At 64.6% G+C, this 13,025-nt stretch carries 13 protein-coding genes; 8 read left to right on the top strand and 5 right to left on the bottom strand.

The window, feature by feature from the left end; genetic code table 11:
* The first annotated feature begins 15 nt into the window (after nt 1–15).
* Entirely contained in the window at nt 16–1,557 is a 1,542-nt protein-coding gene (gene garD / locus AB7Z56_RS14620; protein ID WP_085405878.1) for a galactarate dehydratase, read from the top strand.
* Between the two features lie 17 nt (nt 1,558–1,574).
* On the opposite strand, the gene AB7Z56_RS14615 is transcribed toward garD, so the two are convergent.
* A complete protein-coding gene (locus AB7Z56_RS14615; RefSeq protein ID WP_354124045.1) occupies nt 1,575–2,315 on the bottom strand; it encodes a hypothetical protein in 741 nt (246 codons plus the stop codon).
* Between the two features lie 6 nt (nt 2,316–2,321).
* A complete protein-coding gene (locus tag AB7Z56_RS14610) occupies nt 2,322–3,215 on the bottom strand; it encodes a MipA/OmpV family protein (RefSeq protein WP_354124044.1) in 894 nt (297 codons plus the stop codon).
* Nucleotides 3,216–3,561: 346 nt separating this feature from the next.
* Here AB7Z56_RS14610 and AB7Z56_RS14605 point away from each other — a divergent pair, with 346 nt between their 5' ends.
* The 3 genes from AB7Z56_RS14605 to AB7Z56_RS14595 all read left to right on the top strand — a co-directional run bounded on the left by AB7Z56_RS14605 (nt 3,562) and on the right by AB7Z56_RS14595 (nt 6,065).
* The gene (locus AB7Z56_RS14605; protein WP_071912145.1) at nt 3,562–4,242 is read left to right on the top strand and encodes a response regulator transcription factor; all 681 of its coding nucleotides are present in this window, start codon (nt 3,562–3,564) and stop codon (nt 4,240–4,242) included.
* 92 nt (nt 4,243–4,334) lie between these two features.
* Entirely contained in the window at nt 4,335–5,603 is a 1,269-nt protein-coding gene (locus tag AB7Z56_RS14600; RefSeq protein ID WP_245344303.1) for a sensor histidine kinase, read from the top strand.
* 228 nt (nt 5,604–5,831) lie between these two features.
* On the top strand, nt 5,832–6,065 hold the full coding sequence (locus AB7Z56_RS14595; protein WP_441256348.1) for a hypothetical protein: 234 nt from the start codon (nt 5,832–5,834) through the stop codon (nt 6,063–6,065).
* A gap of 48 nt (nt 6,066–6,113) precedes the next feature.
* Here AB7Z56_RS14595 and AB7Z56_RS14590 read toward each other — a convergent pair whose 3' ends face one another.
* Nucleotides 6,114–6,905, bottom strand: coding sequence for an L-dopachrome tautomerase-related protein (locus AB7Z56_RS14590; protein ID WP_354233456.1), 792 nt, complete (start codon nt 6,903–6,905; stop codon nt 6,114–6,116).
* Between AB7Z56_RS14590 and AB7Z56_RS14585 the strand changes: the two genes are divergently transcribed.
* The 3 genes from AB7Z56_RS14585 to AB7Z56_RS14575 all read left to right on the top strand — a co-directional run bounded on the left by AB7Z56_RS14585 (nt 6,831) and on the right by AB7Z56_RS14575 (nt 10,411).
* A complete protein-coding gene (locus AB7Z56_RS14585; RefSeq protein WP_354233476.1) occupies nt 6,831–7,322 on the top strand; it encodes a hypothetical protein in 492 nt (163 codons plus the stop codon). The genes AB7Z56_RS14590 and AB7Z56_RS14585 overlap by 75 nt on opposite strands.
* 140 nt (nt 7,323–7,462) lie before the next feature.
* On the top strand, nt 7,463–7,879 hold the full coding sequence (locus AB7Z56_RS14580; protein ID WP_080583959.1) for a winged helix-turn-helix transcriptional regulator: 417 nt from the start codon (nt 7,463–7,465) through the stop codon (nt 7,877–7,879).
* Nucleotides 7,880–8,146: 267 nt separating this feature from the next.
* Nucleotides 8,147–10,411 carry a TonB-dependent siderophore receptor gene (locus AB7Z56_RS14575; protein WP_354124043.1) on the top strand — a complete coding sequence of 755 codons (2,265 nt, stop codon included), beginning with the start codon at nt 8,147–8,149 and terminating at the stop codon, nt 10,409–10,411.
* Nucleotides 10,412–10,420: 9 nt separating this feature from the next.
* Here the strand turns inward: AB7Z56_RS14575 and AB7Z56_RS14570 are convergent, their stop codons facing one another.
* Nucleotides 10,421–10,777, bottom strand: coding sequence for a hypothetical protein (locus AB7Z56_RS14570; RefSeq protein WP_028158285.1), 357 nt, complete (start codon nt 10,775–10,777; stop codon nt 10,421–10,423).
* Between the two features lie 399 nt (nt 10,778–11,176).
* On the opposite strand from AB7Z56_RS14570, the gene AB7Z56_RS14565 reads away from it, so the two are divergent.
* Nucleotides 11,177–12,277 carry a hypothetical protein gene (locus tag AB7Z56_RS14565; RefSeq protein WP_245328613.1) on the top strand — a complete coding sequence of 367 codons (1,101 nt, stop codon included), beginning with the start codon at nt 11,177–11,179 and terminating at the stop codon, nt 12,275–12,277.
* Between the two features lie 115 nt (nt 12,278–12,392).
* On the opposite strand, the gene AB7Z56_RS14560 is transcribed toward AB7Z56_RS14565, so the two are convergent.
* On the bottom strand, nt 12,393–13,004 hold the full coding sequence (locus tag AB7Z56_RS14560) for a DUF2147 domain-containing protein (protein ID WP_063982234.1): 612 nt from the start codon (nt 13,002–13,004) through the stop codon (nt 12,393–12,395).
* Nucleotides 13,005–13,025: the final 21 nt, after the last annotated feature.

Genomic DNA, 13,025 nt, shown 5'->3' with positions numbered 1-13,025 from the left:
TTTCGGAGTCCTCCCATGGACCAGGACGTCGCAGCGAAAGAGCAGCCCCGCTACATCAAGCTCAACGAGCGCGACAATGTCGCGATCGTGGTCAATGATTTCGGGCTTCCCGCCGGCTCCCGCTTCGCCAGCGGGCTGACGCTGCGCGCCTTCGTGCCGCAGGGGCACAAGACGGCACTGGTCGATATCGCGCAAGATCAGCCGATTATCCGCTACGGCGAGGTGATCGGCCACGCGTTGTCGCCGATCCTGGCCGGCGAATGGGTCGACGAAGCGCGCATCCGCATGCCGGAGGCCCCTGCCCTCGACAAGCTGGAAATCTCGACCGCCGTCCCCGCGCCGCTGCCGCCGCTCGAAGGCTTCACCTTCGAAGGCTTTCGCAACACCGACGGCTCGGTCGGCACCAAGAACATCCTCGGCATCTCCTCCTCCGTGCAATGCGTCAAGGGCACGATGGAATACGCCGTGAAGCGCATCCGCGCCGAGCTGCTGCCGAAATACCAGAACGTCGACGACGTCGTGCCGCTGACGCACGCCTATGGCTGCGGCGTCGCCATCAATGCCCCCGATGCGGTCGTTCCGATCCGCACGCTGCAGAACATCGCGCAGAACCCGAATTTCGGCGGCGAGATCCTGGTCATCAGCCTCGGCTGCGAAAAGCTCGCGCCCGAGCGACTGGTGCCGGAGGGCGTCAGCGATGCCATCGTGCGCATGCAGGACGAAGCCTTCGACGGCTTTGGCGCCATCGTCGATGCGATCATGACCCAGGCCGAAGCCCGCCTGAAGATCCTCAACACCCGCACCCGTGAGACCTGCCCGGCCGCCGACCTCGTCATCGGCCTGCAATGCGGCGGCAGCGACGCCTTCTCCGGCGTCACCGCGAACCCCGCCGTCGGCTTCGCCGCGGACCTGCTGGTGCGTGCCGGCGCGACCGTGATGTTCTCGGAAGTGACCGAAGTGCGCGACGCGATCCAGCTCCTCACGCGACGCGCCATCAACGAGGACGTCGGCCGCGCGCTGGTGCGCGAGATGGCCTGGTACGATTCTTATCTCGCCCGCGGCGGCGCCGATCGCAGCGCCAACACCACGCCCGGCAACAAGAAGGGCGGCCTCGCCAACATCGTCGAAAAGTCACTCGGCTCGATCGTCAAGTCCGGCTCGTCCGCCATCACCGGCGTGCTCTCGCCCGGCGAGAAGGCGACCCAGAAGGGCATGCTGTTCGCGGCAACGCCCGCGTCCGACTTCATCTGCGGCACACTCCAGCTCGCCTCCGGCATGACGCTGCAGGTGTTCACCACCGGCCGCGGCACGCCCTACGGTCTTGCGGCTGCGCCCGTGATCAAGGTTGCGACCCGCACCGAGCTCGCGCGCCGCTGGAAGGATTTGATCGACTTCGACGCCGGCGGCATCGCCACCGGCGAGAAGACCATCGAGGAAACCGGCTGGGACCTGTTCCGCCTGATCCTCGATGTCGCCAGCGGCCGCACGAAGCCGTGGTCGGACCGTTGGGGCATCCACAACGACCTCACGCTGTTCAATCCGGCGCCGGTGACCTGAGGCCGGGCCAACCGGCCTCACTGACCGTCGATCAGGTGCATGTCGCCGAGCGTGACCGGCAGACTGCGCGTAATGAGATCCGCGACCGCCGCGCGTAGCCGTTCGTTCGCAGCCGGCCCCTCGAACGTCGCGTCGATCGGCCCGCTGGGTCCGGCGAGCCGCATGGTGCCGGTGTTGTCGAGCGGCGCGGCTGCCCGCTTCTCGATCACGTTGAACGACTTGCCGTCGATCACGCGCACCTCGTAGAGCGCGTGGATCAGGCCGTAATCCGCAAGCAGCGTGCGATATTGGGCGAGCCCGATGCCCTCGACGTTGCGGCCGTTGCCGAGCTTCGATCTGGCCCGGGTGATGACGATGTAGGCATCCAACCCCTGCGGCGCGACATCGCTGCGAACCAGCTCCTTGAACGGATCGCTGCGCAGGAGATTGACTGGCGCAACCGCCGAATCCCTGATCGCGGCAAACGCGGCACGTCGGTAGCTCACCGCCTGCACGCGAAAGCGTCCACCGAGCAGCTTCGTCGCCTGCTGGACGATCAGCTCGTCCAGCCCCCATGCGCTGATCGAGAGGCTTTGCCCGGCGTTGCCGAGCGCGATCAGGCCGGCTTGCGTCAGGCTCATCTCCTCGCCGATGGCCGAGACGATGCCGACGGTCTTGATCGCCTGGAGCCGGGTCGCGCGCGTCTCGAACGCGGCGGCCGCGCCGAGGGCGATGCAAGCGACCGCCAGGCCAACCCATAGAAAAGCAATGCGGCGCATGGTGACCTATCGAATCCTGAAATCGAACGAATAGGACGCACCGAGGCCGATCGTCGTCTGGTTCGACGATCCCCGCAGCTTCACGAGCGGGCTGTCTGCGGCGTCGCCCAGCAGCTTCTCGTACTCGACATAGGCATGGACTTCCCACTGCGGATTGATGCGATAGGAGATCTGGCCGCCGAAGCCGACCGAATGCGCACCGCCTTTGGCATCGTACATCGGCAGCCCGGACGCCACGGACTGCACGGCGTCGACGCCGAAATAGGGCGCAGTCGCCTTGGTGCTTTTCCAGGTGAAGCGCGGGCCGGCCGAGATCGTGAGCCTTTGGATCAGCGGCACGATGACGTCGGCGGAGACATCGGCGACCGTGCCGGTATTTCCGCCCATGCCCTGGCGCAATTCACTGCGCAGGCGCAGCCAGTCGACCGGGAAATATTCGACGAAGCCGCCGAGCTCGTATGCGGCCTTGACGTCGCCAAGGCCGGTCAGCTCGGCATATTTATCGCTCCTGCGCGACGCGACGTATTTGAACGCGGGGCCGGCGCGAAAATTTCCGACGTCGAACAGCGCGATACTGGCGCTGTCGCGGGGCCCGCGAAACTGGTCGACCGATCCGGCATGGCGAATGGAGAAGATCGGGATCGGCATGAGCTTCCCGTTCTTCGATCCGACGAAATCCGGCGTGTACTCTCCGCCGATGCCGACCATGACGGTCCAGTTGCCGGAAGGTGACGGCAGCATCGGCACGTCGAACGGCGGGGCTGGCAACGTGAACGCCGTCTGCGCCGATGCCGACTGCGGGATTGCCAGGATTGCGCCGAACGCGGCGAGGAAGGCGGTCAGCAAGGTCTGCTGCGCTCTCGCCGCAGGATCGAGAGCAGCTTCGTCAAAATGCTTCATTTACAGGGCCCCGGACCGGCCTTGCTGGCCTGGTCGACTCGTGTGGTTAGGAGCCACAGCATGTGGTCCGGCAAAATTGCCCCAAGATTGCAAGGGGCAGACAGCGCCCCGATCCATTCGCGGCGCATGCCGGGCGCGCCGCCGGATCAATGTTGCCCGAACATTGCCGGGCCGCGCTCACGCTCTCAACTTTGAGCGCTAGGGCCGGTCGGCGCCCTCGCTCCTGCCTTTTATTCGCCAAGCTCGCTGCTTTAAAGGGAACCCTGCGCACGAGCCGGAACGCCAGACTTCGGCCAGGGAGCGTCACGCTCAGGTTTTGTTGCCCCAGCAGAGTCAAGGACGTCCCGTGCGCTCCCTCGTAATCGAAGACGAACCGCAGATCGGCGCCTATGTCAGCCGCCTGCTCGGACAATTGCACGGCATTGTCGACGTCGTCGGCTCGATTGCCGATGCCCGCCAGGCGCTGGACAATTTCAAATATGATCTCGCGATCATCGACCGGATGCTGCCCGATGGAGATGCGCTCCAGGTGGTGACGGCGCTGAGCCGATCGGCGGACCGTCCCGCGATCATCATGCTGACCTCCAAGGACGCCAAGGAGGATGTCGTCGACGGTCTCAATGGCGGCGCCGACGACTATCTCGGCAAGCCGTTCGAGCCGCAGGAGCTCATTGCGCGGGTGCGCGCTGTGTTGCGGCGCCCCCGGCAGCTCGCGCCCTCGGTGCTGTCGCTCGGCAATGTCGAGCTGCATCTCGGCAGCAACGAGGCGGTGGTCGCCGACACGAAAATCCTGCTGCGCCGGCGCGAGGCGCTGATCCTCGGAGCGCTCCTGATGCGCCGCGACCGCGTCATCACCCGCGCCGCCCTGATCGAGGAGATCTACGGCTTCGACGACGAGATCGAATCCAACACGCTCGAAGCGCAGGTCTCGCGCTTGCGGAAGAAACTGACCGAGCTCGGCGGCGATGTCGAGATCCGCAGCATGCGGGGCATCGGCTACATCCTGCGGCTGGCAACACCGCGATGACGTCGATTGCCCGAACGTTTGCGCTGTCGCTTGGCATCGCCGCGACGACGATCTTCCTGATCATGCTCGGTGTCTTCATCTGGCGTTACCCGATGGAGGAACGCGAGTTCAGGGCTTGCCGCATTGTGATCGCCGTTCTCGATCGCGCCACGGTGATCGAGGGGCAAAACCTGACGGTACGCCCGACTCCCGCCCTCGGGGAGCTTAAAGCGGACAGCCCGAACCTCTGGTACGTCTTGTCCGCGGGCGATCTGGTCAGCGAATACGGGAGCGAACGCCGGCCCACCCTCCCCTTCGCGTTTCCCTATCACGGGCCGATCGGCTCGTCCGTCTTCAGCACACTCGACCAGAAGAACACCTTTTGTCTCGCCGTCGTGCAACGGGGCCCGTTGCAGCTTACGATGATGGTCGGCGAACCCAAGGTTCGCTTCGGCCGGATTGCAAGGAACTTCCTTGTCCGCAGCATTTTCGCGATCATCACGCTGGCGCTGGCCTTTGCGGCGACGGTCGCCATCGGCTCAATGCTGGCCGCACGTTTCGTCTCGCGCGGCATCGAACGGGTGGCGCGTCGCGCGCTCGCGATCGACCCATCGGCCCCGCAGGGCCTGATATCCCTGTCCGAAGTCCCCACCGAGCTGAAGCCGCTGGTCGCGGCGCTGAACCGCGCCTTCGGCGAGATCGACGCCTACATCAGGATGCAACGCCGCTTTCTCGGCAACGCCGCCCATCAGCTGCGCACGCCGCTCACGCTGCTGCGCGCGAAAATCGAGGACGTGCCCGAGCCGGCGCTGAGGGTGGAGTTGGTGCGCGACGTCCGCCGCCTGACGTCGCTGGTCTCCGCCATGCTCGACCTGGCGCGATTGCAAAATTATGCGATCGAGAAGCGACCGATCGATCTTGCCGAGATCACGCTGGACGTGCTGGCCGATTTCAGCCCCTCGGCGCTGGACGCCGGCATAGAGCTTGCGCTGGAGCACGCCGAAGAAGGTCCGTTCCTGGTGCAAGGCGTCGACGCCGCGGTGCGCAGTGCGCTTGCGAATCTCGTCGGCAACGCGCTCATCCACGCCCATGGTGCGCGGCGCATCGTCGCCACGCTCAGCCGCGGCGACATCTCGATCGACGATGACGGCGCGGGCCTGCCCGACGGCGCGGAGCACAGGCTGCTCGAGCCATTTCAGACCGGCAACAGCGCGGGCGACGGCGCCGGCCTCGGCCTGTCGATCGTCCGCGAGATCATGGCCGCGCACGGCGGAGAGCTGGTCATTTCCTCCGCGCCGGGCCGCGGCACGACGATGAGCTTGCGCTTTCCCGAGGCCACCGCGACGACCAGATCGCCGCACCTCGATCTGCAAACGGGCTGACGAGCCGCTTCTAGCCCTTCGGCGAAACCGTCCGGAAACATTGGCGTGGAAAACTTCTTCCGCGTTTCACGTCTGTCGCATCACGCAATCAAATAGATCCGCCGGCGGCGGTCGAATGTTCGCACACAAGCGAACCTGGCGTGGCATCGCCGCGACCAAACCTCCGATTGCCATCTTCCGCGGAGATTTTCCAATGCGCGTTCTTTCAATATTTGCGTTGCCGGCGCCATGATTGCGAGCTCGGCCGGTGCATTTGCCGGCGAGCTTCCCTCTTACGACGTGAAGTCGTTTCCGATTTCGACGACGCAAGTGCAGGTGCTCGGCGGCGCCGGGGTCGAGGAGCAGCCGTCTGCGCCCGCGATGATCGTCGCCGGCATGCCGGCCTCGCCCGCGCAAATGTCGGTGCTGTCGCCGCGCGTCAAGCGGCTGGCGAGCGCCAACGCCACGAGCGAAGAGCGCTGAGACAGTTTTCGACCCCGGCTGCCCTTGCCGGGGTCGTCGCTCCCGCCGTCAGCGTGACATATAGCCTGCCGCGATCGGCTTGAACCGATAGATCAGATACGGCGTCTTGTTTTCGGCCTTGCCGCCATGGAACATGGCGGCTGCGGAGACCTGAGACGCGGACACGTACATGTACCCGTCGGGAGAGGCAGTAATCCCGTCCGGCCACACCATGTCCGGATCGCTCAAATAAGTGCGAAACTTCCGGTCGGCTCCTATGACTCCAATCGATTTGGTCTCGACCGCAGTCAGGTAGATGTTGCCCGCATAGTCGATCGACAGGCCGCCATTGTTCGGTTTGTCCGAGTAGCGTTCTACCCGCGCGCTCAGCTCTTCGGCGGGCAGCTTCTCGTTGCCGAGGTCGGTGGCCTTGATGCGGTACAGCGACCGGCCGCTGAGTGGCGCGAAATAGACCCATTCGGACCTGGCATCCATCGTGATGCCGTCGCAGCCGACCTTAATGAGCGAAGGCTTGCCGTCCTTGCCAGGCACGGTCAGATCATTGCCATCCACGGTGATCGGCACATTTTCAGGGACGGTGGATCGATCGCCGTCCAGCACGCGCCGGGCGGCACCCGTATCCATGTCGATGACGATGATCGCAGCGTGAGAGCCATCGCCGCCGGGCCCGATGTTTTCGTCGGCGATGTAGAACTTCCGGTTCTTCTGGTCGATCACGATGTCCTGCGGCTGCGAGCCTTTCACGGTCACGGGCTCGGGCATGTAGTGGATGCGCTCCAGCCTGTTCGTGCGCGTGTTCCAGCCGACCAGCTTCGGCGTGATCTGCGTCCGAAATCCCATGTCGATGATCCACACGACACCGCTTTCGTCGGAACGAAGACCCAGGACGTTATCGAGGTACTGATCGGTGCCTTTTCGTGGCGTATTCCATTCCGCATTTGGAAACGGCTCGAACGTCGTCGGCGATGTCAGCCGCGCCACACGAACGTCGGGACTGAAGAATGGATGGTGACTGAAGATCAGCTGATTGTCCGGCGTAAACGCAATGTTGCCGACCGACTGAGGGAGCTTCGCAAAGACTTCCGCGTTGCCGCCTCCGTTCTCCGCACAGGCCGCGCCCGTGACGATTGCCGCCGACAGAAAAATGACAAGTCGAATTCCTCTCCTCACGCTTCGCACCGCTCCCTCCCTTTGTTTTCCACGGTTATTCCGGCGCGCGTGCGCCCGGTCCGCGCCGGCAACCGCCGCAGGATTTGAATGCAGAGACCCAATGCGAGCCGAAGCGGCCGCTCGTTCACCGCCTCGCCGATATCGATCTTTGCGAGAGCCACGATGCGCGCTAATTTGCGGACTGACAATTACGCACAGGCCAGTCCTCTAGTATCACGGAGTGAACCATGCAGAAGCTCGGCAGCAAGACGTATGATTGTGCCGTGGGATGCCCCGTGGAGGCCACCCTCGATCTGATCGACGGCAAGTGGAAGGGCGTGATTCTCTACCACCTGCTCGACGATACGATTCGCTTCAACGAGCTCAAGCGGCGCCTGTCCCGGATCACGCAGCGCATGCTGACGCGCCAGCTCCGCGAGCTCGAGGCGGACGGCCTCATTCATCGCGAGATCTATGCGGAGGTCCCGCCGCGGGTCGAGTATTCCCTGACGGCGCTTGGGCGCTCGCTCGAACCGGTCGTTCGCATGCTCTGGACATGGGGCAATCAGTATCTCGCGACGGAAGCGGCCCGTGCCGGTGCGGTCAACGGCGCCGTTTCGCTCTCGCCGCGGGTCAGACGGAGCCTGCCGGCAGGTCGCGCGTAGGCGGGCCCCTGCGTATCCACGATGCCTTGCGGCGACTGCAAGTAAATCGCACACGTCGATCAAGACGGCGTGGGCCTACGCCGCGACGAGACACGATTCTCCATCCTCACATGAGGCCATCCGCGCGCCGCCATCAAGCGGCGCGCGCTCTACTTATATAAATACTAATTCCAAATCTGATGATTGAGGGACCATTGCGCCCCTCCCGCACTTCAAGCCATCGACTGCGCTTGTTAGTCGTCCGCCCCGCAAATGATCGGGTCGCGAATGACTACATACCTCAGAACGACGGCAGGATTGATCGGCGGCGCGCTGCCGCTGTTGGCAGGCCTGATGGATGCGGCGCCGGCCGAGGCGCAATCATCGTCGCAGGAATTGCCCGCCGTCGTGGTCGAGCAATCGTCGCGGCCGGCAGCGCGCACACGTCCGTCTCCCTCCCGTCAGGCCGCACAGGCGGCAAGCCGCCGTCGCCAGGCCGAGCGCGCACCATCGAACGCCGATACACAGGCGGCCGGCGCGAGCACGGGCGCGGAGACCGCGACAGGCCCCGTCCGCGGCTACGTCGCGACCCGCAGCGGCACCGGCACGAAGACCGATACGCCGCTGCGTGAGACACCGCAGTCGATCACCGTGGTCACCGCCGACCGCATCATCGACCAGGGCGCGACCACCATTCAGGAGGCGCTGCGCTATGTCCCCGGCGTGTTCGCCGACGCCTACGGCGCGGACTCGCGCGGCGACTATCCGCGCATCCGCGGCCAGGACCCAAATATCTATCTCGACGGCACCCGCATGGTGAACACCAACAACTTCAACGAATGGCGGCCGGAGCCGTACACCCTGGAGCGCATCGAGGTCTTGCGCGGCCCCTCTTCCGTGCTCTACGGCGACACCTCGACCGCCGGCCTGTTGAACCTGATCTCGAAGCGCCCGCAGGCCGAATCCGCCAACGAGATCGGCGTGCAATATGGCAGCTTCTACCGTAAGCAGGTGCAGCTCGACTCCACGGGAAAGCTGACCAAGGACGGCGAGTGGCTCTATCGCTTCATCGGCGTATACCGCGACAGCAACACGCAGACCGATTACGTCAAGGACGGCCGCATCGTGCTCGCGCCATCACTGACCTGGCGGCCGACCAACAACACCAGCTGGACGGTGCTCGGCACCTATCAGAAGGACACCACGGGGTCCTCCACGGCCTTCCTGCCGCATGAGGGCACATTGTTTGCCGGCCCCAACGGCTACATTCCGGTGCGGCGCTTCGCCGGCGAGCCCGGCTTCGACCAGTACCAGACCGAGACCGGCGCGATCAGCAGCCTGTTCGAGCACAGCTTCAGCGACAGTCTGAAGATCCGGCAAAACCTGCGTTACGCCCATGTCGAGGGCATTTACCGGTCGACGTGGCCGGACCTGAACTTCGTCGATCCAAGCGATCCGAACTATCCATTTCTCGACGCCAGCCGACGCTCCGTGGCGCGCAGCGTATGGAGCCGCGAGACGGTCAAGGACAACCTGACCTCGGACAGCAATGCCGAGCTGAAATTGCACACCGGACCGGTCGCACACAAAGTGTTGTTCGGCACCGACTACCGCGAGTTCAGGGAGCACGCGCAATCAGGCTTCACCACAGACCCGACGCCGTTCGATCTCTACGCGCCGGTCTACCGCGGCGTACCCGCGCCGACGATGTCTCCCGAACCGGATCTGCGCCAGACCCAGCTCGGTATTTACGCTCAGGACCAGTTGCGCCTCGGACCGTGGCTCGCCGTGCTTGGGCTGCGCCACGACTACGTAACCAGTAACACGCAGGCCTCGCCGGTCGAAAACTACCAGGCGACCACCGGCCGCGCCGCGCTGATGTACGAGCTGCCATTCGGCGTCACGCCTTACGTGACCTATGCGCAGTCGTTCAACCCGGTGTTCGGCAGCGGCGTCTGCGCCACGGTGTGCGCGCCGCAGCGCGGCGAGATGGTGGAGCTCGGCTTCAAGTACAATCCGACACCGGGCAATGCGATCAACGGCGCGATCTTCGACACCACCGAACGGAATCGGCTGGCCAGCGACCCCGATGATGACCGCTTCTCGATCCAGACCGGGAAGGTGCGCATCCGCGGCGCCGAGCTCGAGGTGCTGGCGCGCGTCACGCCGGAGCTCGACCTGATCGGCGCCTATACCTATCTCGATGCCCGCGTGGAAAGCGGCGACAATTCCGGCAAGCATGTCGAGACCGTGCCGGATCACCAGGCCTCGCTCTGGGCGAAGTACCGTCTGTCCCTGCTCGGCCTGCCCGGCGTCACGCTCGGCGGCGGCGTGCGCTACATCGGCACCTCCTGGGACGGCACCGACACCCTCCGCACACCCGACTATACGCTGTTCGACGCCATGGTTCGTTACGAGACCGGTTCCTGGCGGCTTCAGGTCAATGCCAGCAATCTCTTCGACAAGCGTCACCTCACCACGTGCCTGGCGCGCGGCGACTGCTTTCTCGGAATCGGCCGCACGGTGCTCGGCAGCGTGACGTACAAATTCTAGCCACGACCGCTACGTCATGCTGCCGGGCATGAAGCAGCGCACGCGCGGATGGCCGTCGACATAGTGCTTCCACACCATGGTTCGACCGATCTTGTTCGGCTCGGTGATCACGGCACCGTCGGGCACGACGACCCATTCGTCGTCGATGCGCACGCGGTAGTGGCCGCGATCGGATTCCCAGTCGACGTCGGCTATGACGTAGCCGTCGGCATCCGAGCAGCATTGCCCGTATTGGCTGTGCAGGCTCTCGAACCAGGGTTTTAGCGGCGAGTTGGCATAGCGGCCGTCGTCGCGCGCCAGCGCCGAGGTCGCAAGCAGCGCCATCGGCCCCAGCAGCGCCGCCGCACATAGTCTGGCAAGTCGCATATCGTCTCCGCGGATCGCAATCAGCGCCGCGAGGGACAGACACCGCCGTCCGCCTTCCGCACGGACGCGGCAGGCGTGGAGACGGCGACTCGCTCCCCAGCGGCTTTGCGACAGCTATGCAAATCCGGCGCCAGCGCGCATTCCGGGGAACTACGGCCGCACGGCGTTGCCCCGGCCGGCGCGCACGTCCTGCATGTCCAACGCGTCGGCAATTTGCCGCAGCTGTTTTGGAGGCTTTCCTTGTTCCGCGAGGACGTGTACGAAACGGCCGCGGACGCGGGCCGCATCTTTTAATCAACTGTTTCAATTAGAGAAATCAGGTGTTGGCGTGACTGGCATTGGACCGTCAGCGCTATGAGTTCGAGAGAGTTGCTTCCTGGCCAGCAGGATTCGACCGACTTGCCCGCAAGCGAAGTGCAGTTTGCGCTCGTGATTTCGCGCATGCTCGAGACGGTGAAGGACGACGCGGACGCCAGGCGGCAGATGGTCTACGACCTTGCCCGCTACAAGCTCCAGGAGCAGTTCACCTACGCCGACGCCAGGAACATCGACCAGATGAAGCGGGCGCTCGAGGTCGCAATCGAGGAGGTCGAAAAATTCTCGCGCGACCAGGCGCCGCTGGAGCGCTTGCCGTCACAACAGCTCACGTCGTCAAAGGCGACCGAGACAGGCGGTCTCCTGGTGTCCGGCGACGCGACCGTTTTGCGATCGAGGATCGAGATATCCCGCAGCAAGCTGCCTGCGATCTCGGGCCCGCTTCTACCGGTGATCAAGCGTACGGCGGCCATCCTGCTTGCCGTTGGCGCCGTCATCCTGATCGTCTCGCAGCGAGACAACATCGCCGCGCTGCGCCGCCAGATTTCGTCCCAGGCCCAGGAGATCGCGCAGGTATCGCCCAAGCCGGAGGCGACGATCACGGTCGCCAAACCGGAGATGGTCGCCCCCGCCCCGCCTCCCTCGACGCGCGTATTGCCAACCGACTACGGCATCTACGCATTGATCGACGACAAATCGCTGGCGGAATTGAATGCGACCGGCGTGATGGCGCCGGACATGCGCATCGCGATTTCACCGGAGTTCAAGAAGCCCGATCGCCCGCATCTGCCGAACGGCCGCGTCAAATTCATCGTGTTTCGGCGGGACGCCGCGAACGTGATCCCCGAGCGCGTCGAGGTTCGGGTCGTCGCGAAGATCGCCAGGGAGTTTTCTACCGACGCTGCAGGCAAAAATCTAGGCGGCGGAGAAGATGTCGGGGTGATCCGAAACTTCTCCTATCCGTTCCGGGTGTCGCCGATCCCGGGGAAGCCCGAGATGTACGAGCTTCACACCGGCGATTCAGGGCTCGAGCTTGCGCCGGGACATTACGTCCTGAGCCTGGGACCGCAGGCCTATTATTTCCAGGTCGACGGCGAGATCACCGATCCCCGGCAATGCCTCGAGCGCGTCGTCGCCGGCAACGGCACGTTCTACGCGCCTTGCAAGAAGGCGCGGACGTATTGACGGTCGTCAAGACCGTCGCTGCTGAGGCAGGCCCGAGCCACACACTCAACTGTCATCGCCCGACTTGATCGGGCGATCCAGTATTCCAGAGACAGTGCGAGGATACGGAGGGGCCCTACTGCTTCGGCGCCGGCGCCATCATCGCGCCGCCCTTCTTCGCCGCGGGCGCGGGCGCCGGCTTCGTCGTCGCGGCGGTCGCCTGTGCCGGAAGATATTTGGCGACGATGGCAGGATCGACCTGGGCGATGTAGGCGTCGGGAAGACGCGTCCAGGTCTCGTCCTTGCCGAACAGGGAAATGCCGAGGAAGCCGCGCATGGTCAGCGTCTGCCCGTCCGGGCTGACCGACATCTTGGCCTTCCAGATGTTGCCGTCGCGCGGATTGACCACGTTGCCGCCGTCATACTTCAAGCCGTCGCGCTTCATGTCGCGGATGAAGGAGAGCCCGAGCACCGGGGCGTTTTTGCGATCATCCGTGCATTTCGCACAGACCTCATTCGGGTCGTCGCCGGGGCGCGGAAAGGTTTTTGCGATCACGCCTTCGAAGATGCCGTTGTGGTCGACGAAGAGAAACCATCCCACCGTCTTGCCGTCCTCGGTCTTCTGCCAAAGACCCGCGGCGGTTGGCTGCTGCGCCTGTGCGGCTACCGGCCCAACCGCGCCAAGCGTCAGCGCAACAGCGAGCGCGAGGGGCGAGAGCAGTCGAAAGCTGGAAAAGAGAGTCCGCATTATGATCACCTTGCTAAGCCG

This window comes from Bradyrhizobium sp. 482_C4_N1_8 (assembly GCF_052075965.1).
Lineage (GTDB): Bacteria > Pseudomonadota > Alphaproteobacteria > Rhizobiales > Xanthobacteraceae > Bradyrhizobium > Bradyrhizobium barranii.
Note: the sequence above shows the minus strand (reverse complement) of the source record. Positions and strands in the feature narration are given on the sequence as shown.